27 protein-coding genes and 2 riboswitches are annotated in these 26,057 nt (G+C 61.5%); of the genes, 17 read left to right on the top strand and 10 right to left on the bottom strand.

The features are described 5' to 3' along the window. Positions 1-9: 9 nt before the first annotated feature. Genes D8779_RS16410 through D8779_RS16400 form a run of 3 tightly spaced genes read left to right on the top strand, consistent with a single transcriptional unit; the run spans position 10 to position 2,207 of the window. Positions 10-420, top strand: a complete 411-nt coding sequence (locus tag D8779_RS16410; RefSeq protein ID WP_136665563.1) for an ExbD/TolR family protein — start codon at positions 10-12, stop codon at positions 418-420. Beyond that, positions 420-1,109, top strand: coding sequence for an energy transducer TonB (locus tag D8779_RS16405; protein ID WP_136665562.1), 690 nt, complete (start codon positions 420-422; stop codon positions 1,107-1,109). Before D8779_RS16410 ends, D8779_RS16405 begins: the two co-directional genes overlap by 1 nt. Then, complete coding sequence (locus D8779_RS16400; protein WP_136665561.1) at positions 1,110-2,207, top strand: tetratricopeptide repeat protein; 1,098 nt, start codon at positions 1,110-1,112, stop codon at positions 2,205-2,207. A gap of 87 nt (positions 2,208-2,294) precedes the next feature. Here the strand turns inward: D8779_RS16400 and D8779_RS16395 are convergent, their stop codons facing one another. The 4 genes from D8779_RS16395 to D8779_RS16380 form a co-directional block, all read right to left on the bottom strand. Then, positions 2,295-2,816: a DUF3299 domain-containing protein gene (locus D8779_RS16395; protein WP_136665560.1), complete on the bottom strand. Its 522-nt coding sequence runs from the start codon at positions 2,814-2,816 to the stop codon at positions 2,295-2,297. An 8-nt stretch (positions 2,817-2,824) separates the two neighbouring features. Continuing rightward, positions 2,825-4,090 carry an ABC transporter permease gene (locus D8779_RS16390; protein ID WP_136665559.1) on the bottom strand — a complete coding sequence of 422 codons (1,266 nt, stop codon included), beginning with the start codon at positions 4,088-4,090 and terminating at the stop codon, positions 2,825-2,827. A 2-nt stretch (positions 4,091-4,092) separates the two neighbouring features. Beyond that, positions 4,093-4,803, bottom strand: a complete 711-nt coding sequence (locus D8779_RS16385; RefSeq protein WP_136665558.1) for an ABC transporter ATP-binding protein — start codon at positions 4,801-4,803, stop codon at positions 4,093-4,095. A gap of 119 nt (positions 4,804-4,922) precedes the next feature. Next, a complete protein-coding gene (locus D8779_RS16380) occupies positions 4,923-5,504 on the bottom strand; it encodes a DUF2796 domain-containing protein (RefSeq protein ID WP_136665557.1) in 582 nt (193 codons plus the stop codon). Positions 5,505-5,629: 125 nt separating this feature from the next. Between D8779_RS16380 and D8779_RS16375 the strand changes: the two genes are divergently transcribed. Further along, positions 5,630-5,974: a hypothetical protein gene (locus D8779_RS16375; protein ID WP_136665556.1), complete on the top strand. Its 345-nt coding sequence runs from the start codon at positions 5,630-5,632 to the stop codon at positions 5,972-5,974. A gap of 132 nt (positions 5,975-6,106) precedes the next feature. On the opposite strand, the gene trxA is transcribed toward D8779_RS16375, so the two are convergent. The 3 genes from trxA to D8779_RS16360 all read right to left on the bottom strand — a co-directional run bounded on the left by trxA (position 6,107) and on the right by D8779_RS16360 (position 8,162). After that, positions 6,107-6,979 carry a thioredoxin gene (gene trxA / locus D8779_RS16370; protein WP_136665555.1) on the bottom strand — a complete coding sequence of 291 codons (873 nt, stop codon included), beginning with the start codon at positions 6,977-6,979 and terminating at the stop codon, positions 6,107-6,109. A gap of 86 nt (positions 6,980-7,065) precedes the next feature. Beyond that, a complete protein-coding gene (locus tag D8779_RS16365; protein ID WP_136665554.1) occupies positions 7,066-7,722 on the bottom strand; it encodes a class I SAM-dependent methyltransferase in 657 nt (218 codons plus the stop codon). Continuing rightward, complete coding sequence (locus D8779_RS16360; RefSeq protein WP_136665610.1) at positions 7,719-8,162, bottom strand: YbaY family lipoprotein; 444 nt, start codon at positions 8,160-8,162, stop codon at positions 7,719-7,721. Before D8779_RS16360 ends, D8779_RS16365 begins: the two co-directional genes overlap by 4 nt. Before the next feature lie 392 nt (positions 8,163-8,554). On the opposite strand from D8779_RS16360, the gene nrdR reads away from it, so the two are divergent. The 13 genes from nrdR (at position 8,555) to D8779_RS16295 (ending at position 18,313) form a co-directional block, all read left to right on the top strand. Further along, positions 8,555-9,019: a transcriptional regulator NrdR gene (nrdR, locus tag D8779_RS16355; RefSeq protein ID WP_136665553.1), complete on the top strand. Its 465-nt coding sequence runs from the start codon at positions 8,555-8,557 to the stop codon at positions 9,017-9,019. Positions 9,020-9,021: 2 nt separating this feature from the next. After that, entirely contained in the window at positions 9,022-10,137 is a 1,116-nt protein-coding gene (gene ribD / locus D8779_RS16350; protein ID WP_136665552.1) for a bifunctional diaminohydroxyphosphoribosylaminopyrimidine deaminase/5-amino-6-(5-phosphoribosylamino)uracil reductase RibD, read from the top strand. Positions 10,138-10,219: 82 nt separating this feature from the next. Continuing rightward, positions 10,220-10,378, top strand: a riboswitch (FMN riboswitch). 167 nt (positions 10,379-10,545) lie between these two features. Next, the gene (locus tag D8779_RS16345) at positions 10,546-11,208 is read left to right on the top strand and encodes a riboflavin synthase (RefSeq protein WP_136665551.1); all 663 of its coding nucleotides are present in this window, start codon (positions 10,546-10,548) and stop codon (positions 11,206-11,208) included. Positions 11,209-11,220: 12 nt separating this feature from the next. Beyond that, positions 11,221-12,315: a bifunctional 3,4-dihydroxy-2-butanone-4-phosphate synthase/GTP cyclohydrolase II gene (gene ribBA, locus D8779_RS16340; protein WP_136665550.1), complete on the top strand. Its 1,095-nt coding sequence runs from the start codon at positions 11,221-11,223 to the stop codon at positions 12,313-12,315. A gap of 182 nt (positions 12,316-12,497) precedes the next feature. Further along, positions 12,498-12,974, top strand: a complete 477-nt coding sequence (gene ribH / locus D8779_RS16335) for a 6,7-dimethyl-8-ribityllumazine synthase (protein WP_136665549.1) — start codon at positions 12,498-12,500, stop codon at positions 12,972-12,974. Continuing rightward, positions 12,971-13,462: a transcription antitermination factor NusB gene (gene nusB, locus D8779_RS16330; RefSeq protein WP_136665548.1), complete on the top strand. Its 492-nt coding sequence runs from the start codon at positions 12,971-12,973 to the stop codon at positions 13,460-13,462. The genes ribH and nusB overlap by 4 nt, the downstream gene beginning before the upstream one ends. A 7-nt stretch (positions 13,463-13,469) precedes the next feature. Further along, the gene (thiL, locus tag D8779_RS16325; RefSeq protein ID WP_136665547.1) at positions 13,470-14,438 is read left to right on the top strand and encodes a thiamine-phosphate kinase; all 969 of its coding nucleotides are present in this window, start codon (positions 13,470-13,472) and stop codon (positions 14,436-14,438) included. Continuing rightward, entirely contained in the window at positions 14,431-14,961 is a 531-nt protein-coding gene (locus D8779_RS16320; RefSeq protein ID WP_136665546.1) for a phosphatidylglycerophosphatase A family protein, read from the top strand. The genes thiL and D8779_RS16320 overlap by 8 nt, the downstream gene beginning before the upstream one ends. 16 nt (positions 14,962-14,977) lie before the next feature. Then, positions 14,978-15,697: a substrate-binding periplasmic protein gene (locus D8779_RS16315; protein ID WP_136665545.1), complete on the top strand. Its 720-nt coding sequence runs from the start codon at positions 14,978-14,980 to the stop codon at positions 15,695-15,697. A gap of 17 nt (positions 15,698-15,714) precedes the next feature. Continuing rightward, positions 15,715-16,362 (top strand): retropepsin-like aspartic protease family protein, encoded by a 648-nt coding sequence (locus D8779_RS16310; RefSeq protein ID WP_136665544.1) that lies wholly within the window; start codon positions 15,715-15,717, stop codon positions 16,360-16,362. A 123-nt stretch (positions 16,363-16,485) separates the two neighbouring features. After that, positions 16,486-17,106: a GTP cyclohydrolase II gene (gene ribA / locus D8779_RS16305; protein ID WP_136665543.1), complete on the top strand. Its 621-nt coding sequence runs from the start codon at positions 16,486-16,488 to the stop codon at positions 17,104-17,106. Continuing rightward, complete coding sequence (locus D8779_RS16300; RefSeq protein WP_136665542.1) at positions 17,103-17,519, top strand: MFS transporter; 417 nt, start codon at positions 17,103-17,105, stop codon at positions 17,517-17,519. Before ribA ends, D8779_RS16300 begins: the two co-directional genes overlap by 4 nt. Continuing rightward, complete coding sequence (locus D8779_RS16295) at positions 17,519-18,313, top strand: cobalamin-binding protein (protein WP_136665541.1); 795 nt, start codon at positions 17,519-17,521, stop codon at positions 18,311-18,313. Before D8779_RS16300 ends, D8779_RS16295 begins: the two co-directional genes overlap by 1 nt. Before the next feature lie 47 nt (positions 18,314-18,360). On the opposite strand, the gene D8779_RS16290 is transcribed toward D8779_RS16295, so the two are convergent. The 3 genes from D8779_RS16290 to D8779_RS16280 all read right to left on the bottom strand — a co-directional run bounded on the left by D8779_RS16290 (position 18,361) and on the right by D8779_RS16280 (position 25,905). Further along, a complete protein-coding gene (locus tag D8779_RS16290; RefSeq protein WP_136665540.1) occupies positions 18,361-20,241 on the bottom strand; it encodes a TonB-dependent receptor domain-containing protein in 1,881 nt (626 codons plus the stop codon). Positions 20,242-20,341: 100 nt separating this feature from the next. Further along, positions 20,342-20,554, bottom strand: a riboswitch (cobalamin riboswitch). A gap of 66 nt (positions 20,555-20,620) precedes the next feature. After that, positions 20,621-22,522: a 1-deoxy-D-xylulose-5-phosphate synthase gene (dxs, locus tag D8779_RS16285; RefSeq protein ID WP_136665539.1), complete on the bottom strand. Its 1,902-nt coding sequence runs from the start codon at positions 22,520-22,522 to the stop codon at positions 20,621-20,623. Positions 22,523-22,632: 110 nt separating this feature from the next. After that, a complete protein-coding gene (locus D8779_RS16280; RefSeq protein ID WP_136665538.1) occupies positions 22,633-25,905 on the bottom strand; it encodes a carboxyl transferase domain-containing protein in 3,273 nt (1,090 codons plus the stop codon). Between the last annotated feature and the right edge of the window lie 152 nt (positions 25,906-26,057).

The following is a 26,057-nucleotide window of genomic DNA, read 5'->3' as shown; positions in this document are numbered from 1 at the left end:
ATTCAACACATGAGAATGCGCCGTCACCACCAGCAAGACGAAGACACCGGCATCGACCTGACGCCGATGCTCGACGTGGTCTTTATCATGCTGATCTTCTTTATCGTCACCAGCTCCTTTATCAAGGAAGCCGGTGTCGAAGTGCAGCGGCCGCAGGCGGAAACCGCCAGCCCGCAGGACAAAGGCAATATCCTCATCGCCATCACCGCTGACGGTGAGGTGTGGATGGACAAAAAAGTGGTCGATGTACGCAGCGTGCGCGCCCATGTCGAGCGCATGCGTGTCGATCAGCCGGACGGCGCCGTGGTGGTGCAGGCAGACCAAGATGCCCGTACCGGACTGGTGGTGCAGGTGATGGATCAAGCGCGCCTGGCCGGCGTACAGGACGTTGCCCTGGCGGCCACGGCGGGAGCGCGTTGATGCGATTGCCCCTGTCGTTTGCGGCGGCCTGTGTGATGGCCTTGGCGCTGTTTGGCCTGATGCTTTATATGGTCGCGCCGCCCAGCAGCCAGCCGAGCGACGAGCCGCTGACGGTGGCCAATTTCGTTCGGCTGGATGGTGAATCCAGCGATACCGCGACACGCACCCGCCAGCAGGCACCTCAGCCACCGCAAGCGCAGACGCAGCAAGCCCCGACGCCGCCGACGCCAATGGCGGCGACGCCGAATGCCAGCCTGCCGGCGTTGGATTTACCCGTGCCGAGCTTGAGCAGCGGAATTGCGGTTAACAGTGCGCCAACGCCGAACCTGAGTGGTTTGGCTGCGGGTGCGGCGGCGCCAAGTGCGCCAGCCGCGACTGCCAGCGATGCGAGCGGAAATCCAGGCGGTCCGGAAAGCGAAGTGATGCCGCTCAATGACATCAGCCCGGATTACCCGCGCTACGCCTTGCAGCGTGGCATTCAAGGCCACGTGAAACTGGCGTTCACCATTAATCGCGCGGGCGCGGTGGAAAATGTACGCGTCCTCGAAGCCCAGCCGCAGAACGTGTTCGAGCGTGAAGCCCGTCGTGCCGCCGTGCGCTGGCGCTTTGCGCCGCGCACTGAAGGTGGCCTGGCGGTGGCACGTGAAGCCGTTAAAACCCTGTACTTCCGCCTAGAAGGAGGTCGCTAAATGGTTCGTCTATTGCTGCTGATCGCGCTGTGTGGCGCGGGTACCGCACACGCGGCAGAGCAGGCTGTTGATCCCGCAGTGTTTCGTGCGCTGGATACGGCGCAGATCGCGCAGAAAAAGGGTGATTATGCCGCGGCGCGGCGCGCGTTGGATGCCGCCAGCGCTAAACCCGATAGCCTGGAAGAAGTGCTGCTGTGGCGCAGTCGAGGCTATTTGGCCTGGGCGCAAGGCAACAATGTCCAAGCTCTTGAGATGCTCGATAGAGTCGTCAAGAGCGCCAAGCTGGACGCCGAAATGCACCGCGCCGAAGAGCTTAATCTGGCCCGGCTGAACCTTAATGAGCGGCGCTATGCACGAGTTGTGGCCCTGCTCGCGCCGCGCCAGGCCGGCGCCGATGAGGAGGTGCTGCAAATGCTGGTGCAGGCCTATCAAGGCATGGGACAGCCAGCCAAAGCCTTACCTCTGGCCGAGCGTTATGTGCAAGCCAACCCGAAAGCGGCGGACAGCTGGCTGCAGTTTTTGGTGGCAATGAATGCCGACCTGAAAAAATATGCCGCCGCCGAGCGCTGGCAACGCCAGTTGATGTTGCGCCAACCGAACAATGCGCAAGGTTGGCGTCAGTTGGCGGCTTTGCAGCAACTCAGCGGCCAGAATGGTAAGTCCCTGGCAACCTTGCGCGCGGCCTACCAGAAGGGCCTGCGCTTTAGTGAAAGTGAGCTGGATAATTTGGTGTTGCTGGCCGGCGCGGCGGACCAGCCTTGGCAAGGCGCCAAGCTGCTGGCCGGTATGCTCGATCAGGGTTTGTTGCCGCGTACTGCCGTACGTGAAGAGCGCTTGGCGCTGCTGTGGTGGCAAGCCCGCGAGCGGCGCCAGGCGGCAACCCTCTTCCGTGCGTTGGCCGCGCGTTCGGGCAGCGCCAAACACTGGATGAACTTGGCTCAGCTGGAGATGGAACAGGCGCGCTGGAAAGCAGGCCTGGAAGCCTTAGGCAAGGCCGAGCGCGCCGGCGCCGAGCGCAGCAAAGTGCGCAGTTGGCGTAACTGGGCGGAAAGCGAGTTGAGCTTCGCGCGGGAAAAACGTGTGGCCAGTGCCGGCTAGGTTCATTTCGTTTGTTTCAGCCACTAAAAAGCCAGACCCAGGTCTGGCTTTTTAGTGGCTGTCCGCCGCAGCGGGTAACACAGGTGCTTAGCTGTCGGGCAGCTCATAGGCGTAAATCTTTTCAGCTTCCATCTGATAGCCCGCTTCGGCCAGCTCGCTGCTGGTCTGCTCAACTTTGATTGGGCCTTCGATCCAGAACGGCTGGTACAGCGCATCCATCATCACACCCAGCTCAGTGGTCACGTGCACGATCTGATTGGAGGGTGGTGGCGGTACGTGAATGCAGGCGCCGAAGTACGGCACCAGCAAGAACTCGGTCACCCGGCCTTCTTCGGTGACGTCCAGCGGCACGATATAGCCTGGCAACTTCACCGCTTGGCCATCCAGCGCCTGTACCACGGGCGCTGCCGGCGATTGCTGCATCGTCGCCGGGCCAGATTCAGCCAGGGCATCGGCTAACTGCGAGAGATCATGCATGGGCGCCGGCTCAGTGACTTGCGGCGGTGCATCGGCGGGGACCATTTCTGACCAGGTCAGCTCGCGCACCTCGGCCGCCGCCAGTGGCAGGGCCAGAATGAGTAACAGGGTGGCGAGTAGAGAGCGGTGCATGGTCAGCCTCATAAACGGATCGATAAACCATCGGCCAGGGATTGGCGATACGCACGCCAGGCCGGTACACAACCCATTAACAGGGCGGCGCTCAGGATAGCGCCGAGCAGCGTCCACTCATAGCGCGTCGGTAGGTTTAGTGGCAGGTACAGGCCGTAATTCGCCTGCACATAACCCTGCGCGCCGGCGATGCCCACATACAGCAGCAACAGGCCCAGCAGCACCCCGGCCAGCGCCAGAGCAAAGGCTTCGACAATCAGCAGGCTGGCGATATGCCAAGGGCGGGCGCCGACCGAGCGCAAAATGGCCATCTCTCGGCGGCGTTCGTTGAGGCTGGTGAGAATGGCGGTGAGCATGCCGATCAGTCCCGTCAGTACGACAAACAGCGACACCACAAACAGGGCTTTTTCAGCGGTGCCCATCAGGCTCCACAACTCCTGCAGCGCCACGCCGGGCAGAATCGCCAGTAGCGGTTCGCCACGAAATTCGTTGATCTCCCGTTGCAGGCTGAAGGTGGCGATCTTGCTGTTCAGTCCTAGCAGCACGGCGGTGATTTGTTGCGGTTTCAGCGCCATGCCCCGTGCTTGTTCAGCACTGACCTTGGCCGCGCCGCGTGCCGGCATACCGTTCTGCCAGTCGACATGCAGGGCTTCCATGCCGGCCAGGGAAATATGCAGGGTGCGATCCACCGGAGTGCCGGTGCGTTTGAGTATGCCGACCACCTTGAACGGTTTGTCGTCATGCTTGACCAGACTGATGGTGGCCACGCCATGGGCCAGCACCAGCTCTTGGTCGAGCTGGTAGTCAAGCGCCTGGGCTACTTCCGCGCCGAGCACTACTTCGAACGGGTCATCGGTAAAGGCGCGGCCGCTGCTCAGTTGCAGGGCCTGAGTGCGGGCGTAGCGGTAGTGCTCGAAATACGCTGGGCTGGTGCCCATCACCCGATAACCGCGGTGTGAGTCGCCGAGGGAGATCGGGATGGCCCACTTCACCTGGCGGTGCTCGGCGAGGTGCTCGAAGCTGTCCCAGCGGATGTTGTTGGTGGCATTGCCGATGCGAAACACCGAGTACAGCAACAAGTTGACGCTGCCCGAGCGCGCGCCGACGATCAGGTCGGTGCCGCTGATGGTGTTGGCGAAACTGGCGCGGGCTTCGGTACGCACCCGCTCCACCGCGAGCAACAAACACACAGAGAGCGCGATGGCGAACACCGTCAGCCACGCAGTAAAGCGGCGGTTGCCCAAGCTGGCCAGCGCGAGACGCAGTAGATACATCGTTAAATCTCCGCCAAGCGGGTGGCTTTGTTCAGCTCTGCCAACGACAGGCTGCGGTCGAACAGTCGCGCCAGGCTCTGGTCATGGCTGACAAACAGCAAGCTGGAGCCGGCTTCGCGGCATTCGGCGAACAGCAATTCGAGAAAGGCCTCGCGGGCGTCGGCATCCAGAGCCGAAGTGGGCTCGTCGGCGATCACCAGCTCGGGCTGGCCAATCAGCGCGCGGGCAGCGGCGACGCGCTGTTGCTGGCCAATCGACAGGTCACCGGCGCGCCGCTCCAGCAGCTCGGGCTGGTGCAGACCGAGGTGGGCGAGCAGGCTACTGGTGGCCTTGGCCACGCTGCCATGGCGCTGAGTGGCGCGAGCGGCACGCAGTTTGGAGAAGTGGCAAGGCAGCTCTACGTTCTCGCACACCGAGAGAAATGGCAGCAGGTTGAATTGCTGGAAGATGTAGCCGGTGTGATCGACGCGAAAACGGTCGCGGGCGCTGACCGAGAGCCGGCTCAAGTCCTGCTCAAGCAGCTGGATGCTACCGCGATTGGGTTGCTGCACGCCGCCGAGCAGGCCCAGTAAGGTGGTCTTGCCGCTGCCGCTGGGGCCTTTGAGAAACAGGCTTTCACCGCGTTGCAGGGTGAAGGTGTCGATGTCCAGTAACTCGGGCTGGCCGGGCCAGGCAAAGCCGAGGTTGGACAGTTGGATCAGGGCTGCACTCATGGGTGAACTCGTTTGGCGCGTAGGGTGGGGCGAGGCGCGTGGCTGACGCTCTTTTCATCCACCACAAAGTGGCAGGGGTGGATGGTGAAGCGTCATCCACCCTACGTTCAATCAGTAAATTAGAAACTCAGGGACGGCTGCGCGGGTGTCAATTCCAGGCCCTGCTGGCCATTCGGGCCGATCAGTTGTACCTGAATTTTCTGGGTGGCGGGGAAGCGCTTGAACAGCTCGGCTAGATCAAGCTGCTTCAACTCGTCAGGCGTCTGGCAATCGAAAATGTAGTGCGCGTCGATGTCATTGTGCTCGCTGCCCTGGTCCTGAGCGGGGTGTTCTTTGTGCTCATGCGCGTTCTCTGCAAACAGCGGGCTTTCTAACTCTGCCTTGCGAACGCTGCAGTCGCCTGCATTCACGCCGAACAGCGCTTTTGGCTGCTTCAGCTGGCTGCGTGCCGCAGTGACCTTGGCTTTATCGGCATCGCTTTTGGCGGCATGTTCGAAGCCCACCAGGTTCATAGCCGGGCTCTCCAGTTGCAGTTCCAGCACCTTGCCATCGAGCACGATGTTGAGTTGTGCGGCGCCGTGTTCGTGGGCGTCCAGGCTGCTGTGTTCTTCATGGTGTTCATGTTCATGGTCGTGACTGGCTGCCAGGGCGGTGGCCAGGGGCAATAGCGCGAAAGGCAAGGCGAGTAGCAGGCGGCGCATGGTGATCTCCGGTCTGAATAATTAGTTGTTACGTTATAACAACTTTGTCGTGGGCATGGCCAGCTCTTCTTGGCGTGCTGATCGGGGCGTGGGAGCATGGCGGTTGATCAGATGAGGGCAGAGTCATGGTGCGAATTCGTGGGCAGATCGGCGCGTGGCCGGTGGACCTGACCGTAGAGCTGGATGCGCAAGATTGGGCGCAATTGGCGCAGCACATAACCCTGGATGCTCCGCCTGTGGCGCCGCAAGCCCCTGCGTCGACGCCGACGGCAAACGATGCCTTGTGGCAGACCACATTGGAGCTTTTACGTCGGGCTGGGCAGGTCGAAGGGCCGCAGTTGCTTGAGCAGTTGGCCGGGCTGGCCGGAGGCGAAGCGGCAGGTAAGCGCCTACTGGTGCGCCTGCGCCATTGCACTCAGGTGCGCATGGAAGCGGGTGTGGATGCGCCTATTTACCACTGGGTGGGTTGATAGGCATGGCAGGTGAGTTGCTGCGCGGTGGCATCTTGTGACTCATTTGTCGCGGCTAAAGCCCCTCCCACAGAGTTCGCTGGGCTCGTGTGAGGGGCTTTAGTCGCGAGATTCGCAACCGGCAGATAGGCGTTAGTAAATCGCCTGGTACAGCTTGCGTCGGTAGGCGGTGACCAGTGGGTGGTCGTTGCCGAGCAGGTCGAAGACTTGCAGCAAGGTTTTATGTGCAAGGCCGTCGGCGTAGCTGCGATTGCGTACAAATAACTTAAGCAGGGCATCCAGCGCCGGCTCGTAGTGCTGGCGCGCCAGCTGTTGCACGGCCAGTTGATAGCAGGCTTCATCGTCATCGGCGTTTTGCGCCAGGCGGGTTTTCAGGCTGGCAGCGTCGGGCAGTTCGCTGGCCTGGCGCAGAAAAGTCAGCTGAGCGCGGGCGCCGGCTAAAGCCTGCTTGTGTTCATCACCTTTTACCGCGTTGAGCACCGCTTCGGCTTCGTCCAGCTCGTTACGTTCGGCCAGGCAGCGGGCGTAGAGAATCAGCGCGGTGGCGTGCTCGTTGTTTTCCGTTAATAAGACTTTAAGCACGGCCTCGGCATCGGCGAAGCGGCCTTCGCTGAACAGGGCTTGCGCCGCTTCCATTGGGTCGGCTGCCTCCGGGGCAGGTTCGGCAACGTGGGTCTTGAGCAGTTCGCGAATCGCCGACTCCGGCTGGGCGCCGGTAAAACCGTCGACCGGTTGGCCATCTTTGAACAGCACCACGGTAGGCAGGCTACGAATGCCAAAGCGGGCGACTATATCCTGCTCAATATCGCAATTGACCTTGGCCAGCAGCAGCTCGCCTCGATACTCCTCGGTGATCTTCGCCAGCAGTGGCATCAGCGCCTTGCAGGGCGCACACCATTCGGCCCAGAAATCCACCAGCACGGGTTGCTCAAAGGAATTTTCGATCACCAGCTTTTCGAAGCTGGCGCTGCCTGCTATGTCAAAAATATAAGGGGAGTCACTCATGGTCGGTCTCGGCTGGGCGCAAGTGAAGAGGGGCGGAGTGCAATGGACTATTAGATGCGGCCGTGTGGGCTGGATACAAGGGGCGTTCAAGCACGCTCGGCGTGGTACAGGCTGACATAACGAAATTCGGTCGGTTCGGCCAGGTCTGGCCAGGTACAGGCTTCCCATATGCCGAGGCGCTGATACAGCGGGTGCTGGAAGTCGCGGACCCGTGAGTCGGCGACCAGCGCCTGGCGACCGCGGCTAAGGAATTGATCGAGCAGAGGCAGGTTGGCGCGGTCATACAGCACGTCGGCGACGATGATCAGATCAAAGCGATCGGTCTCGGCGAAGAAGTCGGCGGAGTAACTCAGCATCACGTTATTCAGCGCCGCGTTGGCGCGGCAGGCTTCGATAGCCAGCGGGTCAAGGTCGCAGGCCACCACTTCCAGCGCACCGGCCTTGGCAGCGGCAATTGCGACCACGCCTGAACCCGCACCGAAGTCCAGCACACGCTTGCCACGCACCCATTCGGGGTGCTCGGCCAGCCAGCGCGCGAGTACCAGGCCACTGGCCCAGCAGAAACACCAATAGGGCGGTTCTTCGAGGATGCGTCGGGTTTCTTCGGGGTTGAAGGCGCGGTCCATATTGTCAGCATCAATCAGCCACAGCTTGAGGTCAGTGCCGGGCAGGGGCGCGGCATTGAGCTGGGCGTCGCCGAGCAGTTCGCTGAGCGCCGTTTGTAAGGCGGCCGGTGCCGTCATGGAGCAGGCACCAGGCGCAGCTCACCAAGCGTCTGAGTTTCACCACGGGCAATCCGCTGCTGCGGCAAACGCAGAATCAACCTGCCGGCCTGGTTGGCTCGGCCATGCAACTCGATACGCGAGTGTTTGTTAAAGGTTTCCGGGTTGAACGGCAGGCGAAAGCCCAGCGCGCCTCCGGTGCCGCGTAGCTGGATATTGCCCAGTAGCGCTTCAGGGTTGCCGCGCGAGTCGACCGCCAGCAGAGCCAGTTCAACCTCCGCCTCATGGGGTACGTTGAGCAGGCTGCCACTCAGCTCGCGCTGATAGGCCGGCAGTGGCGCCGCTTTTGCTGGGAGTTGAACCGGCACCGGCTGAGCGGGCTCGACAGGCGCGGGTTTGTCGCTGGCGCAGGCTGTCAGCAGGGCGATCAGGCTCGAAAGGATCAGCGGTTGTAACGGCATAAGGGCTTTCATAAAGGTGATTAACTCCGCTGGTGTGAATGGGCGCCTGTATACCGTAAACCCCTCGGCTTGTCTTGCCTGCGGGATGCGCTACCATGGCCGCTTTCGTCGAGGGTCTGTTGCCGTTTCAGCGCGATCCGCGTTGCTGCGAAAAGCTCGCCAGGCTAGGCGTAGAGCGCAGGTAATGGCTATTCCCTTGCCAAGTCCTACAAGCACCGCATGGCGAGATTTTTCGCGCAACCCGAAGGGCCGGGTCTGTTTTAGTGCGATGCTGCGTTTCTCGACGGCTCATTTGGACCACCAAACTTCGCGTCTCGTGCCTTGCCTCGCGCTAAAACAGGCTCCGGCGTGTATGTGATGAAACGGTAACAGACCCTGAGGCTGCTTTATTTATGCACTGTCCTTTTTGCGCTGCCAATGACACCAAAGTGATCGACTCGCGCCTGGTTGCCGAGGGTGAGCAGGTGCGGCGTCGGCGTGAGTGCCTGGCCTGTGAGGAACGTTTCACCACCTTTGAAACGGCCGAATTGGTCATGCCCCGGCTGATCAAGCAAGACGGCAGCCGCCAACCCTTCGATGAAGACAAGCTGCGTGCCGGCATGCAGCGTGCTCTGGAAAAACGCCCGGTGAGCATCGAGCGTCTGGAAGCGGCCATCGCCCACATTAAACACAAGCTGCGCGCCACCGGCGAGCGCGAGATCAAGTCCTTGGTACTCGGTGAGTTGGTGATGGCCGAGCTGCAAAAACTCGATGAAGTGGCCTATATCCGTTTCGCCTCGGTGTACAAACGTTTCCAGGACCTCAACGAGTTCCGCGAGGAAATCGACCGTCTGTCCCGCGAGCCTGCCAAAGGTTGACGATGAATTCAGATCACGCCTTTATGGCCCGCGCGCTGGAGCTGGCCCGCAAAGGCCTGTATTCCACCCATCCCAATCCCCGTGTCGGCTGTGTAATCGTCCACGATGGGCGCATTGTCGGCGAAGGTTGGCATGCCCGTGCGGGTGAGCCCCACGCGGAAGTGCATGCGCTGCGCCAGGCCGGTGATAAGGCCCGCGGCGCGACGGCTTACGTGACCCTTGAACCCTGTAGTCATCATGGGCGTACGCCGCCGTGCGCCGATGCACTGATCAACGCCGGCATCACCCGCGTCGTTGCCGCCATGCAGGACACCAACCCGCAGGTCGGCGGTAATGGCCTGCTGCGGTTGATGCATGCCGGTATCGCCGTACAAAGCGGTGTGCTGGAGGCAGAGGCGCGCGCGCTGAATGCCGGGTTTATCAAGCGTATGGAGAAGGGCTTGCCGTTTGTGCGGGTCAAGTTGGCGATGAGCCTGGATGGGCGTACTGCCATGGCCAGTGGCGAAAGCCAGTGGATTACTGGGCCCGCTGCACGGTCCGCGGTGCAGCGTTTGCGGGCTCGTTCCAGCGTGGTGTTGACCGGTGCCGATACGGTGCTGGCCGATGATGCGCGGCTGACCGTACGCGCCGACGAGCTGGGGCTGGGGGCTGAACTGACGGCTTTGGCCATCACCCGGCCGCCGCTGCGGGTATTGGTCGACGGGCGTTTGCGCGTGCCGTTGAGTGTGCCGTTCTTTCAGGCCGGCGCGGCCATGGTGGCGACCTGTGCGGCGGCATCTGCCCGTGATCGCTATCTGGACGATGGACATGAACTATTGGCCGTACCCGGTAGCAACGGGCATGTTGACCTGCGTAAGTTGCTGATCGAGCTGGCCAGTCGTGGTGCTAACGAAGTGTTGGTGGAAGCCGGTCCGCGCCTGGCTGGGGCGTTTGCCCGCCTGGGCCTGGTGGATGAGTATCAGTTGTTTGTGGCGCCCAAGCTGCTGGGTTCCAGCGCGCGGCCGCTGCTTGATCTGCCGCTGGCGCGGATGGCCGATGCTCCAGCGCTGAAGATTGTCGAAATGCGCGCAGTGGGTGATGACTGGCGGATTATCGCGGTGCCTCAGTCGGTCGCGTGATGCGCGGCTATTCGGGCGGTCGCTTGGTCATGCAGGGCGGCGGCAATTGTGGTAAAACGCGTCTCGGCTGCGCAAGTAGCCGCAACGTTCTCAGGGCGGGGTGTAATTCCCCACCGGCGGTAATGGCTGCAAAGCCTAGCCCGCGAGCGCTTGCCAGGTGGTGTAAACCGCTGAGCAAGGTCAGCAGACCCGGTGTGATTCCGGGGCCGACGGTTAGAGTCCGGATAAAGAGAGAGCGGGATTGCCTATCAGGGCACGCGAAGGCGTGCTCACGAAATCCCTATCGATCAAACGCGCCCTGTTTTTTATAAAACAGGAGTTGGTTTAGATGTCTGATTTTTATTCCGTGCCCCGGGCTTCTGGCGCTGTTCGCCAGTGCTTTGCCGTGGGCGTTAAGAAGGGGGTGGCATGTTTACCGGCATAATCGAAGCCATTGGCAGTATCCGCGCATTGACCCCTAAAGGTGGTGACGTGCGGGTCTATGTGGAAACCGGCAAGCTCGATCTCGCCGACGTCAAACTCGGTGACAGCATTGCGGTCAACGGCGTGTGCCTGACGGCTGTGGAGTTACCGGGCGATGGTTTCTGGGCCGATGTCAGTCGCGAAACCCTGGCGCATACCGCCTTTATCAGTTTAAAAGCCGGCAGCAAGGTCAATTTGGAAAAGGCCCTGACGCCTACCAGTCGCCTCGGTGGTCACCTGGTCAGCGGCCATGTGGATGGCGTCGGCGAAGTCGTTGCCCGCGCCGATAACGCCCGTGCCGTGCAGTTCACCATTCGCGCGCCGCGCGAGCTGGCCAAATACATCGCCCATAAAGGCTCGATTACCGTCGATGGCACCAGCCTGACGGTTAACTCGGTCAACGGTGCCGAATTCGAGCTGACCATCGTGCCGCACACCCTGGCCGAGACCATCATGGTCGACTATCGCCCTGGCAGTCAGATCAACCTCGAAGTGGACCTGCTGGCCCGTTACCTGGAGCGTCTGCTGCTCGGTGACAAAGCCGCCGAGCCGAAAAGCTCGGGCATGACCGCAAGTTTTCTCGCCGCACACGGCTACTTGAACAAATAAGGAACTGCCAGCATGGCTCTTAACAGTATTGAAGAACTGGTCGAAGACATCCGCGCCGGCAAGATGGTCATCCTCATGGATGACGAAGACCGCGAAAACGAAGGCGATCTGATCATCGCGTCCGAGTGCGTCAGTGCCGAGCACATCAACTTCATGGCGCGCTTTGCCCGTGGCTTGATCTGCATGCCGATGACCCGCGAGCGCTGCGAAACCCTCAAGCTGCCGCTGATGGCGCCGCGCAACGGTTCCGGTTTTGGCACCAAGTTCACGGTCTCCATCGAAGCAGCTGTTGGCGTGACTACGGGTATTTCAGCCGCTGACCGCGCCTGTACCGTACAGGCTGCTGCTGCGAAAAACGCTAAAGCCGACGATATCGTCAGCCCCGGTCACATCTTCCCGCTGATGGCTCAGCCTGGCGGTGTTCTGGCCCGTGCCGGGCACACTGAAGCGGCCTGCGACCTCGCGCGTATGGGCGGCTTTGAGCCGAGCGGAGTGATCTGCGAAATTATGAACGACGACGGCACCATGTCGCGTCGCCCTGAGCTGGAAGAGTTTGCCAAGCAGCACGGCATCAAGATCGGCACCATTGCTGACCTGATCCACTACCGTCTGATTCATGAGCGCACGGTTGAGCGCGTCAGCGAGCAGGTACTCGACAGCGAGTTGGGCCAGTTCAACCTGGTGACCTACAGCGACTCGGTGGAAAACGATGTGCATATGGCGTTGACCCTCGGCGAAATTTGCGCCGAAGAGCCAACGCTGGTGCGTGTGCACAACATGGACCCGCTGCGTGATCTGTTTATGGTTAACCAGCCAGGCCGTTGGAGCCTGCGCGCGGCCATGGCCGAAGTGGCTAAAGATGGCAGTGGCGTGGTGCTGCTGCTGGGCAATCCGCTGACCGGTCCAGACCTGCTGGCGCACTTGGAACGTCAGTTGGGCGGTGAGACGAAAGTCGCCAACCCGACTACTTACAGCACCGTCGGCGCCGGCTCGCAGATTCTGCGCGATCTCGGCGTGCGCAAAATGCGCCTAATGAGTTCGCCGATGAAGTTCAATGCAATATCCGGCTTTGACCTAGAAGTTGTAGAATACCTGCCCGCAGAGTAAGACCGCCGCGCTACTGCGCTTGGACATACTGCGTTGAAAACCGGCTCGGCTTGCTCATTTACAACAGTAAACTCCGCAGCCTCGCCTGTTTTCTCCTTGTCTGTCCTGCGCTCGCTACGCGCTCTTCTGGTAGGCCATAATTTTTTGCCCCTGGCTCTTTAACGCTATATGAGAATTGTTCCATGACCCTGAAGACCATCGAAGGTACTTTCATCGCCCCGCAAGGCAAATTCGCCCTGGTCGTCGGCCGCTTTAACAGCTTCGTTGTTGAAAGCCTGGTAAGCGGCGCGGTTGACGCTCTGGTTCGCCACGGCGTGAAAGAAAGCGATATAACCCTCATCCGTGCGCCGGGTGCCTTCGAAATTCCGTTGGTTGCACAGAAAGTCGCCCAGCGTGGCGATTTTGACGCGATCATCGCCCTCGGCGCGGTTATTCGTGGCGGCACCCCGCACTTCGAATACGTCGCCGGTGAATGCACCAAGGGCCTGGCCCAGGTGTCCATGGAGTTCGGCGTGCCGGTTGCCTTCGGCGTACTGACTGTCGATTCCATCGAGCAAGCCATCGAGCGCTCCGGCACCAAGGCCGGCAACAAGGGTGCAGAAGCTGCATTGTCTGCCCTGGAAATGGTCAGCCTGCTGGCGCAGTTGGAGGCCAAGTGAGCCAGAGCGACGGCACCGGGCAGCAGCCACAAGCGCCGAAAAAAGGCCCCAGCACTAAAACCCTCGCGCGTCGTCAGGCGCGCACCTTGGCCATGCAGGCGTTGTACTCCTGGCACATGGCGGGTCAGCAGCTGAACGAGATCGAAGCGCAGTTTCGCGTCGATAACGATTTCACTGCGGTGGACGGGGCTTACTTTCACGAGATTCTGCACGGCGTACCGCGGCAGAAAACCGAGATCGACGGCGCCTTTGAGTCCTTGCTGGATCGTCCGCTGGATGAAATCGATCCGGTTGAATTGTCGATTCTGCGTCTGTCGACCTACGAGCTGAAGAACCGCGTGGATATTCCCTATCGCGTGGTGATCAACGAAGGCATCGAACTGGCCAAGGTGTTTGGCGCAACCGACGGGCACAAGTTCGTCAACGGCGTACTGGACAAGCTGGCGCCGCGTTTGCGGGCTGATGAAGTTCGCGCCAACAAGCGCTGAGCCTGTTTTGGGCGAGTTCGAGCTGATCCGTCACTACTTCGCCGCTGCGTCCTGTGCGCAGGCTGGCGAAGGCGTGGCTTTGGGCATTGGCGACGACTGTGCCCTGCTGGATTTGCCGGCTGGTGAACAGCTGGCAATTTCCACTGACACTCTGGTTGTCGGGGTGCATTTCCCCGAATCCCCCGATCCGTTTTTGCTCGGCCAGCGTGCGCTCGGCGTTTCGGTCAGCGATCTCGCGGCCATGGGCGCGACACCTGTTGGTTTTACCCTCGCGATAACCCTGCCCAGTGCTGATCCGGATTGGCTGCAGGCGTTTGCCCGTGGCCTGGATCAAATGGCGCAGCGCTGCGCGATTCGTTTGATCGGCGGTGATACCACCCGTGGCCCCCTAAGCCTGACGCTTACCGTGTTCGGTCGTGTGCCCAAGGGGCAGGCGTTGACCCGCAGCGGTGCGCAGATCGGTGATCTGCTCTGCGTCGGTGGTGAGCTGGGCGATGCCGCCGGTGCCTTGCCGTTGGTGCTGGGGCAGCGGCAGGCCGAGCAGGCCGTGACGCAGCCGTTGTTGGCGCGCTATTGGTCGCCTATGCCGCAGCTTGATTTAGGTTGCGCGCTGCGCGGCAAGGCCACCGCGGCGCTGGATATCTCCGATGGCCTGCTGGCTGACTGCGGGCACATCGCTGCCGCATCTGGGGTGGCGTTAGTCATTGAGCAGGCGCAGGTGCCGGTTTCCACCGCTCTACTGGCATTTGCCGGGGAGGCGCGGGCGCGTCAATGTGCATTAAGTGGTGGTGACGATTACCGATTGGCCTTTACCCTGCCGGCTCACTTCCTGCTGGAGCTTCAGCAAATGGGGTTGCCGATACAGGTAATTGGCCGGGTTGCGGCTGGCGAAGGCGTCATTTTGCTGGATTCGCGCGGTCAGCCCGTACAACCGCCGCGTAGCGGCTATCAACATTTTGGAAGTGCCTGTGACTGATCATCCCAACCAAGTTCCCGCCGAATTCGTTCCCCCGTCTGTGTGGCGTAACCCCTGGCATTTTCTGGCATTTGGCTTCGGCTCTGGCACCTTGCCGAAAGCGCCGGGTACCTGGGGTTCGCTGGTGGCGTTGCCGTTTATCCCACTGTTTCAGATGTTGCCGGACTGGGGCTATTGGCTGATGCTCGGCATTACCATGCTGTTTGGCTTTTGGCTGTGCGGCAAGGTGGCAGATGACCTGCGTGTGCATGACCATGAAGGTATCGTCTGGGATGAAATGGTCGGCATGTGGATTACCCTTTGGCTCGTACCTGAAGGGTGGGTTTGGTTGCTGCTAGGCTTTCTCTTATTCCGTGTATTCGACATCCTCAAGCCTTGGCCGATTCGCTGGATTGATCGGCATGTGCATGGCGGTGTTGGCATCATGCTCGATGACGTACTCGCAGGGGTGTTCGCCTGGATGGCCCTGCAGCTCGTCGTATGGGGATGGGCCAATGGGCTGGCTGCTGCGTTGGGCTGGTAATCAGGAGAGGGCATTAATGGGTCGGTGGTGGCTGGGGTTGGTATTCAGCATTACCAGTGCGCTGGTCTGCGCCGCAGATCCGCCGCAGATCCGTATTGCCAGCGAAACCTGGGAAGGTAGCACCCATGCAGATGGCACCGGCTTGGCCTGGGATATTTTCCGCGCGGTGTATGAGCCTGCTGGCTTGCAGTTGGCTATCCAAAGCGTGCCCTATATGCGCTCCATTGGCCTGGTACAGCGCGGCGCTGCCGATGCCTGGGCGGGTTCTTACATCAATGAAGTCGAGCAGGGTGTGTTCTACCCACGCTGGAATTACGACACTGATCAGATTGCCGCACTGGGTTTGCTGGATAAGCCTGCGCCGAGCCTGGAGACCCTCGGCGAGTTTCGCCTGGCCTGGATGCGCGGCTATGAATATCAGCGTTATTTGCCAAATTTGCGCCAGTACCGCGAAGTGTTGCGCCGTGACGGTATCCTCGGCATGTTGGACATAGGGCATGCGGATTTTTACCTCGACGCGCTGACAGAGGTCGAGGATGTACTGAGTAAGACGAGTCAGTCTGCTCGCTACCGTATTACCCCGCTGACCCTATTACCGATCTACCTGGGCTTTGCCGATACCGCGCGTGGCCGCGCCCTGGCTGAGCTGTTCGATAAACGCATGGATACCCTGGTGGCTGACGGCAGCCTGCGGCCAATTTTCCAGCGCTGGCAGCAACCTTATCCGTTCGACTAACTTGTGTGAGACGCGCCATGTACGCCTTGAAAGTAATGTTGTTGAGCGTGTCGCTGCTACTCAGCAGTTGGCTGATGGCGGCTACCCAGGTGCGGGTCGTGGGCCTGTTTCCGGGAGCTGCTGTATTAAATGTTGATGGTCAGCGCAAGCTGGTCAAGGTCGGCCAGGCTGGCCCAGGCGGGGTGACGGTGGTCAGTGCCGATAGCCGTGGCGCGGTCTTGCGCGTCGACGGTGTTGAGCGCAGCTACAGCCTGAGTCGTGAGTACAGCGATGGCTTTGCCGAGGCGCAGAAGAAGCAGCTTAGCGTGGCCAAAGGTATTGGCGGGCACTACTGGGTGGCAGGCTCTATCAATAGCCAGTCCATCCAGTTTCTGGTGGACACCGGCGCCACCTCGGTGGCCTTGAATGACGAGCATGCGCGCCGCCTGGGTATCGATTACCGGGTGGTCGGATCACCGTTGCAGGTCAGCACCGCCAGCGGCACTGCGCGCGGTTGGCGGGTGAAGCTGGACCGAGTCAAGCTGGGCGAGCTGGAAGTGCTGGGCGTGGACGCCGTGGTGCTGGAAGGCAGCTCGCCTACCGAGGCCTTGCTTGGCATGAGCTTTTTGAGCCGAGTGGGCTGGAAGGTCGAACAGGATGTGCTGGTGCTGGAGTCCAAGCACTAGCGCGGCGACACTTTGCGCTGGCTTGATCTTTATCATCAGTAATTCAGGCTAAGCGACAGTCAGGGCCTGCTGTTACAATACCGGCCTGTTTCTTCCTGCCCATTTCCTCTTTAGGAGCATCCGGTGTCCGTCGTTTTTGTCGCCGCCTCCCAGCTGCCTACGCCCTTTGGCGTGTTCACCATGCATGGCTTCCTTGAAGAAGCCACAGGCAAGGAGCACGTTGCCCTGACCTTTGGTGAAGTGGCGGATGGCGCGCCCGTGCTGGGCCGTTTGCACTCCGAATGCCTGACTGGCGACGCACTGTTCAGCCTGCGCTGTGACTGCGGCTTTCAGCTCGAAGCGGCGCTGCGTGCGATTGCCAGCGAAGGCCGGGGCGTATTGCTCTACCTACGCCAGGAGGGCCGCGGCATCGGTCTGCTGAACAAAATTCGCGCCTATGAGTTGCAGGACGGCGGTGCCGATACCGTCGAGGCCAATGAGCGTTTAGGCTTCGGCGCTGATCAGCGCGATTATGCGATCTGCTTGCCGATGCTCGATCACCTGGGTGTTTCGCAGCTCAAACTGATGACCAACAACCCGCGCAAGGTCAAAGCACTGGGTGACATGGGCATCAATGTGGCGACCCGCGTGCCGCTGCAAATCGACCACAACCCGCACAACCAAAAATACCTGGCGACCAAAGCCGGCAAGCTTGGGCATATGCTCGGCAGCTTGCATCAGGGCGAGGTTGAGGAAAGTCTGTGAAACGCAGTGAGGTGCGCCGGCGGCTGGCGCTGGAGTGGTGGCGGCAACTGGCTGCGGCTCTGCTGCCATTGTTTGTGCTCAACCTGCTGTTTGGCGCGGGTCAGCAACCGGGGTTGCTGACCATGCCGCTTTTTATCGCAGGGCTGGCCTCGATGTTTGTCAGCTTGCCGCTGTTCAGCACCTATAAGCGTGCGCTGGTGGCCACAGAAAAAGCCCTGGATACGCCGGCCGAACACGATGCTTGGCTTGAGCTGGCGCGGGTGCGACGCCTGGCATTTCTCGGTGCGGCCCTGCCTGCCTGGATTGCAGCTATCGCACTATTCGCCGGGTTGGAGGCGATTCCACTGATCCTCCTCGCAATTTCCAGTCTCGTGCTGATGTACCTTTATCGTATTCCTCACCAACTCGGCTGATGCGCGCGCTCACTTTCTGCTTGTTGCTGCTGGCCTGGCCCGGGGTGGCGGCGGAACGCGTGGTCAGCCTGGCACCCTCGCTCACTGAAATCATGTTGGAACTCGAAGCTGACGATCTATTGGTCGGCGTGCTGGATGGTGGTGAGCGCCCTGCGGCAGTTGCGCAGCTGCCCTCCGTTGGGCGTTATGGTCAACTGGAAATGGAAAGCCTGCTGGCGCTGCAACCCGACCTGGTGTTGCTCTGGCCGGACAGCATCAGCAAGGCGCAGCAGCAGCAGTTACGGCGCCTAGGTATTCCCTTGTTGATCGCCGAGCCGCGCAAGCTGGCCGACCTGGAGCAGCAGTTTGCCGAAATAGGTGCGCGTATTGGCCGTATCGAGCAGGGGCAGAAACTGCAGCGCGCGTTCAGCGCCGGGCTTGCCCGGCTGAGCCAGCGTTACCATCGCGATCAGCCTCTACGGCTGTTTTATCAGGTCTGGAATGTGCCGCTGTACACCATCGGCGGTCAGCAGATTATCAGTGACGCCCTGCGTATTTGTGGGGCTGAAAATGTCTTTGCCGAGCTCACCTTGCCCGCGCCGCAGGTGAGTGTGGAGGCGGTGCTGCAAGCGAACCCCGAGGTGATTCTGGCCGGTGAGCAAGGGCAGTTGGACGCCTGGCGCATCTGGCCAGGCGTGACGGCGGTTGCGCGTGAGCAGCTGTGGTTGGTGCCTGATGCGGGCCTGGAGCGCCCCAGCTTTCAGATGCTGGCGGCCACCGAGCGCCTGTGTCAGGTGCTCGCCAACGCCCAATAAAAAGCCCCGCAGTGTGCGAGGCTTCAGTTCACGCTGCAGGCAATACCTCAGAGTTGAGGTGTCCAGGTCACGGCAAACAGCGCGGTGCGGCCTTCGCTGTTGTAGCCGAAGCGGCCGTTGCTTGTGCTGTAAGTCGCTTCGGCATAGTCCTGGTCGAAGAGGTTGTTGAGTTTCAGGTCGAAGGCCACTTCCTGACTGGCGTGCCACTTGCCGCGCAGGCTCAGCAGGCCATAGCCGGCCAATTCGCGGGTGTTCTCAGCATCGTCATAGCGGCCACTTACGGCGCGCCAGCTGGCACCCACTGCAAATTCACCGAATGGCCGATCGATATCCAGGCTCAGCGTACGTTTGGCGCGGCGTGTGAGGGTGTGGCCAGTGTCACGATCGCGCGGGTCGATCAAAGCAAGTGCCAGGTTGGCCTGCCAGCCATACAGCTCCTGTTTGAGCGCCGCCTCGACGCCATTGATGCGGGCGGTCTGCACGTTCTGCGGAATGAAGTTCTGGTCGAGCACAATCGCGTCTTGCAGGTCGATGCGGTAGAGCGAAAGTTCCAGCGCGCCGGTTTCGCTGTAACGGCTGCGCCATTGGGCTTCGTAGCTTTTGGATGTTTCCGGTTTCAGGTCAGGGTTGGCGCTCGCGGAGCAAAAGCCGCCGAAACAGAAATCGGGGTAGTACAGGTCGTTGAAGGTAGGGGCGCGGAAGCCTTCGCTGTAGGACAGGATCAAATCGTTGTCGTCGTTGAAGGGCACCGTCAGCGCGGCGTTCCAGCTGTTCTTACTGCCGAACTGCTGGTTTTTGTCATGCCGCAGGCCCAGCTCGGTCGAGAACGCGTCGGCCTTGTAGCGGTGCTGAACAAATGCGGCCTGGTTCCAGCGCGACACCTCATTGAAGTTTTCGCTGCCACTCACGCGGTCCTCATACCAATCGGCACCCAGCAGTACTTCGTGGCGGTCGTTGAGGGTCAGGGTGTTTACCCAGTTGGCTGAGTCGCGGTAGGTGTTGAAACTGTAAAACGCATCGCTACTGGCTTGCGGTTGATCGTTGCCGGTGTCGCGTTTGTCCTCGCTGTGGCCAATTTCCAGGCGGCTATTCCACGTGTCGTTGAGGTTGGCGTCGATATAGCTGGAGAGGCTGCTGAGCCGAAAATCTGTGGTCGGCAGCGAGGTGCTGAAAAGGTCTTCAAACTCGGCCTGGCCGCGCTGATCGAGCGCGCTGAAACCCACTTTCAAGTCGTCATTGAAGCGGTGCGAAAGGTTCAGCGTCAGCGACTTATTGCGGTAGGCGTCGTCATCGCTATTGGCGCCGAAGTTGTCGCGTGTGGCGTCGATCCCTTGGGTTTCATCGAGTACCGCGCCCAGGTTAAAGCGGGTGTACGCGTCGCCGCCGGATACACCAAGGCTGCGTTCGAAGGTTTGGTTGCTGCCGGCGCCCAGGCGCACGTAGGGCTTGAGCCCGTCGCCGCTGCCTTGGCGGGTGAAGATTTGCACGACCCCGCCGATGGCATCCGAGCCATAGAGCGCTGAGCGCGCGCCGCGCACAACTTCAACGCGCTCGATCTGCTCGGGGCTGAGAAACTCCAGGCTGCTGGTGCCGCTGGACGCGGCGGCAATACGCTGGCCATCCACCAGGATCAGGGTTTGCGCGGTCGAAGTACCCCGCACGAACAGGCCCGTCTGGCTGCCTGCGCCGCCGGTACGGCTGACACTGACGCCCGGTACTCGCTCAAGCAGCTCGGCCACGCTACGAACTTGCAGGCGCTCAATGTCTTTGCGGGTAAATACCGTGGTAGCCGCTGTCACCTGCTCAATCGGTTCGGCATGCCGTCCAGAGGTCACAACCAACGGCTGCACCTCGCGGATGCTGGTTTGGTCAGCGTGGGCAGCCAGCGGCGTCAGCGCCACAGCCAAAGCAATACGGGACAACTTCATGTGATATTCCTCAAAAGACACAACACTTTTGAGGAGGGCAGGGGCAAGAACGGGCGCGCGCAAACGCAGCCTGAGCTTGACGGTGATGCCCTCCGCAACACCAGTCACATCCAGCAAGGCCGGTCTCCGGGCTCTCGACATGTGCAGCTTCACCTTCCCGGATTGCGCCAGTGGTTTATTAGGCTGCGTGCAGAATGGCTCTGCGGTCGATTACCGTTGCGGGGGCAGCGCCGGGTTGGCTGTTAAGAGCGCACCGGCTTCCCGTTTAACGCCGCTTCACTAAGAAGGGCGCACCTTGGCGGAAGTAAAACGCCGCGCACCTTAATGCGCGGTTGGATGAATTACAAGCAAGCAAGAATCAGGTTTGGATGAGCGGTGCTCATGCAGGCAGCGTGCTGAGGCGCTCGCGTACAGCTGCCTCTATCCCGGCAGCATCCAGCCCACATTCGGCCAGCATCTGTGCAGGCTTGGCGTGCTCAACGTAGTAATCAGGCAGGCCCAGGTGCAGCACCGGTTTGAGGATGCCAGCATGGGCGAGGAATTCGCTGACGGCACTGCCGGCACCTCCCATTACGCTGTTCTCTTCAACCGTGACCAGCAGCTCGTGACTGGCCGCGAGCTGACGCACCAGGGCTTCGTCCAGTGGTTTGACGAAGCGCATATCCACCACGCTGGCGTCGAGAGCCTCGGCGACTTTCAGCGCCTCATTCAACTGCACGCCGAACACTAGAAGTGCCGTTTTGCTGCCTTGGCGACGAATGATGCCCTTGCCGATTTCCAGTGGTGCGAGGCCTGACTCGATGGCGGCATTCGGGCCGCTGCCGCGCGGGTAGCGCACTGCTGCCGGGCCGTCGAACAGATGGCCGGTGGTTAGCATGCGGCGCAGCTCGTTCTCATCGCTCGGCGTCATCACCAGCATGCCGGGGATGCAGCGCAGGTAGGCAATGTCGAAGCTGCCGGCGTGGGTCGGTCCGTCTTCGCCAACCAGGCCGGCGCGATCGATGGCGAACAGCACATCAAGGTGCTGCACGGCGACGTCGTGGATCAACTGGTCGTAAGCGCGTTGTAGGAAGGTCGAATAAATCGCCACCACCGGCTTCACGCCGTCGCAGGCCATGCCAGCGGCCAGCGTTACCGCGTGCTGTTCGGCGATGGCGACGTCGAAATAGCGCTCGGGGTAACGTTCGCTGAACGCCACCAGGTCCGAACCTTCCTTCATCGCTGGAGTGATACCGACCAGGCGCGGGTCCTCGGCGGCCATGTCGCACAGCCATTGGCCGAAGACGCTGGAGTACTTGGGGCCGCTAGGTTTCTTCGGTGCGCTGTTGGCCCCCGGTTTGATCGGTTCCAGCTTGGTGATGGCGTGGTAGCCAATCGGGTCGGCCTCGGCCGGGGCGAAGCCCTTGCCCTTTTTGGTCACCACATGCAGGAATTGCGGGCCGTCGAGTTCGCGCATGTTGCGCAGGGTGGCCAGCAGGGTCGGCAGGTCGTGGCCGTCGATGGGGCCGATGTAGTTCCAGCCCAGCTCCTCGAACAAGGTGCCGGAGACCAGCATGCCTTTGGCGTGTTCTTCGGTTTTACGGGCTATTTCCCAGGCACCGGGCAGCTTCGACAGCACTTTTTTGCTGCCTTCGCGCATGTTGGCGTAGGTGCGGCTGGAGAGAATTTTGGCCAGGTAGGTGGACAGGCCGCCGACGTTCTTGGAGATCGACATGTCGTTGTCGTTCAGCACCACCAGCATGTTGGCTTTGACATCAGAGGCGTGATTCAGCGCCTCGAAGGCCATGCCGGCGGTCAGCGCGCCGTCACCGATTACCGCGACCGATTTGCGCTTGCTGCCTTGCATGCGCGCGGCGATGGCCATGCCCAGTGCGGCACTGATGCTGGTGCTGGAGTGGCCAACGCCAAAGGTGTCGTACTCACTTTCGCTGCGGCGCGGAAAGGCTGCAACGCCGTCCTTCTGGCGCAGGCTGCTCATCTGTTCGCGGCGGCCGGTAAGGATCTTGTGCGGGTAGGCTTGATGGCCTACATCCCACACCAGACGGTCATCGGGGGTGTCGAAGACGTAATGCAGAGCCACGGTCAGCTCGATGACGCCCAAGCCCGCACCGAAATGGCCACCGGTCTGCCCGACCGTATACAGCAGGTACTGGCGCAGCTCGTCGGCCAAGGTTTCTAGCTCGGCTTCGGCCAAGCGACGAAGCTCGTCCGGCGTATTGGCGCGGTCTAGAAGGGGCGTCAGCGGGCGTTCACGGGGAATCTCGTGGAAGGTCGTCGGCATCAGGCAGATCGTTATAGGTGTAAAAGATGCGGCAGTTTACCCGAAGCGCTGGAAACTGCCCAAACATGGTTCGGCCAGGGCGCTAACCGGCGGTACCCCGCTGCGACGATTTACCAGGTGTCGATTGCGCGTTTTTTGCCCTCACGTGGCGCTGGGCGGGGCGCAGCGTTGAGGCCGCGCAGCAGCCAGGCGCGGGTTTCCACGGGGTCGATCACCGCATCAATCTCGAGGAAACTGGCCATATTGATGCCTTTGCCGTTCTGGTAGGCCTTGGCCACCAATTTGTCGAACAGGTGCTGGCGCTCAGTCGGGTCTTCGAGAGCCGCTAATTCTTTGGCAAAGCCCAGGCGCACCGCACCTTCCAGGCCCATCGCGCCAAATTCGGCGCTGGGCCAGGCAATGGTGAACAGCGGCGAATGGAAGCTGCCGGCGGCCATGGCCTGGGCGCCGAGGCCGTAGCCTTTGCGCAGCACCACGGTGAAGAAGGGCACTGTAAGGCTGGCCGCGGCGATAAACATGCGCGACACATGGCGCACCGTAGCCTGCTTTTCGGCGTCCGGGCCGACCATAAAGCCTGGGGTGTCGCACAGTGACAGCAGTGGGATGTCGAAGGCATCGCACAGCTGCATAAAGCGCGCAGCCTTGTCGCCTGCGGCCGCGTCGATGGCGCCGCCCAGATGCGCAGGGTTATTCGCCAGTAGACCAAACGGCTTGCCCTCGATGCGGATAAACGCGGTGATCAGCCCCGGGGCGAACTGGCGGCGCAGTTCCAGCACCGAGTCGCGATCGGCCAGGGTGGCGATGACCTGGCGAATGTCATACACGCGCAGGCGGTTTTCCGGGATGAGGTGACGCAGCTGGCGTTGGTCCGTGCAGTGCCAGTCGCTCAGGCTGCCCTGGAAGTAACTCAGGTATTGCTTGGCCACCCGCACGGCCTCGGCTTCGTCAGCCACCAACAGGTCGATCACGCCGTTGGGTCCTTGCACGCTAACCGGGCCGACTTGCTCTGGCTTGAAGCTGCCGAGGCCACCGCCTTCGATCATGGCCGGGCCCGCCATGCCGATGCTGGCGTTCTCGGTGGCAATAATCACATCACAGCAGCCGAGCAGGGCGGCGTTGCCGGCAAAGCAACGGCCGGACACCACGCCCACCAGCGGCACCAAACCGGAGAGCTTGGCCATGCCGACAAAGGTGTGGCAGTCCAGCCCGGCCACGCCGACGAAATCGGTGTCGCCAGGGCGGCCGCCACCGCCTTCGGCGAACAACACCAGCGGCAAGCGCCACTGCGCCGCGAGGCCGAGCATGCGGTCGGTTTTCTTGTGGTTCATCACGCCTTGGGTGCCGGCGAATACGGTGTAGTCGTAGGCGATGGTCATGCAGCGTGCGGCGTGATCACCGAAGAGTGCGGCATTCACCGTGCCGGTGCCGGCGACCAGGCCATCGGCCGGGCTTTGTTCAATCAGCTCATCCAGCGAGCGGCGCCGGCGTTGCGCGGCCAGGGCGAGCGCACCGTATTCATTGAAGCTGCCATCATCGAGTAAGTCGGCGAGGTTCTCGCGCACTGTGCGCTGGCCGGTTTTACGGCGTTTCGCCACGGCCTGCGGGCGGCGTTCGTCGCGGGTGATGGCGTGGCGTTCAAGCACTTCGGCCAGGTCCGCGCGAATGTGCGCCAAGTCCAGGCTCTGTTCGTTCTGGCTGTGATCCGCTGCGACCTCGGCGGGCTCGATAAACAGCAACGCCTGGCCTTCATTCAGCGCGCTGCCGACTTGCGTCGCGAGCTTGCGGACAATGCCGCTGTGGCTGGCCTTGAGCACAAACTCCATCTTCATCGCTTCCAGCACGGCGATGTTCTGGCCGACGGCAATGGCATCACCTTCGGCTACATCCAGGCTGACCACTACCCCTGTACTGGTCGTGATCAGCGGCAGGCAGCCAGCGGGCGCGTCTACTACCGGCTCGGTGGTTTGTTGCAGCATCTGCGCAGCGGCAAAGAAATGGTGCGGATGGGCCTGCGGTTGAGCGGCCAGAAGTTCGCTCAAGTGGCTTTCGACAAAGCGCGTGGTCAGCTCATAGCTCGCCACTTGCGGCAGGCGCAGCAGGTTTTGCAGCAAGTGCAGGTTGCTGGCGACGCCTTCCAGGCGGAACTCACAGAGGGCGCGGTAGACGCGGCGCAAGGCGCTTGGGTAATCCGGCGCATGGGCGATCAACTTGGCCAGCAGCGAGTCGTAGCTTGGGCTGACCGGGTAGCCGGGGTAGCCATAACCATCCACGCGCAAGCCCGGGCCGCTGGGCGGTTGGTAGGCGCTGAGAGTGCCGGCAGCCGGGCGGGTGCTGCCGTCGGCGTTCATGCTTTCCAGGTTGATGCGCAGTTGCACGGCGCAGCCATTCAGCGCAGGCGGTTGCAGCAGGCCGAGATCGGCGAGTGAGTGGCCGGCGGCGAGCTTGAGCTGGGTGTGCAGCAGATCAACGCCCGTCACCTGTTCGGTGACGGTGTGTTCAACCTGAATGCGCGGGTTGGCCTCCATAAAATAGAAGTGCTCGGGGTGTTCGGCATTCAGCAGAAATTCGAAGGTGCCCAGGCCCTGGTAGCGGGCGGCGCTGGCCAATTTTAATGCGGCCTCGATCATGCGCTCGCGGGTCGTTGCGGGCAGGTCCGGGCTGGGCGCGATTTCCACCAGCTTCTGCTGGCGGCGTTGCAAGCTGCAGTCACGCTCCCACAGGTGGCTGACAGCGCCCGCGGCATCGCCCAGCACCTGGATTTCGATATGCCGAGCCTGGCTGACTAGCTGCTCGATATACAGCGCGTCATTGCCGAAGGCGGCGCGGGCTTCGGACTGGCAGCGGGTAAAGGCTTCTTCCAGCTCGCCAGCATTGAACACCGGGCGCATGCCGCGCCCACCGCCGCCGGCCAGGGCCTTGAGCATCACTGCACCATGCTCAGCGAGAAAGGTATGCGCTTGTTCCAGGTTAATTGCCTGATTGATTCCCGCCACCAGCGGCACCGCGCAACGTTCGGCCAATTCGCGCGCAGCGGCTTTGTCACCAAACAGTTCGAGCACCTCGGCGCTCGGGCCGATGAAGCACAGCCCGGCTGCCTGGCAACGACGGGCGAACTCGGCGTTCTCGGCGAGAAAGCCGTAACCCGGGTGCACGGCATCGCAGCCCTCGGCCTGAGCGATGGCGATCAGCTGATCCATATCCAGATAGGCCGGCACGCCACGCCCCTTGAGCGCGGTGGCGCTGTCGGCCTGGCGCACATGCAGGGAGGCGGCGTCGTCCTCGGCGTACACGGCGACCGAGCGGATGCCCAACTCACTGGCGGCGCGGGCGATACGGATGGCGATTTCGCCACGGTTGGCGATCAGCAGGGCGGCAAAAGGCATGGTGACTCCAGATTTTTATTCTGCGAGCCATCTTAGGCGCTCTGTAAGCGAGGTAAACCAAGCCTTAGCAGCTGAGGGTTGGGCTATTGATACGAGTGATAAGGGGATGGGTGATTGCGGCCATCTGGCTGATGCACAAGCAGTGGGAGGGG

It is taken from the genome of Pseudomonas leptonychotis (genome assembly GCF_004920405.1).
Lineage (GTDB): Bacteria > Pseudomonadota > Gammaproteobacteria > Pseudomonadales > Pseudomonadaceae > Aquipseudomonas > Aquipseudomonas leptonychotis.
The sequence above is the reverse complement of the archived record's forward strand: the minus strand, read 5'-3'. Positions and strand labels throughout refer to the sequence as shown.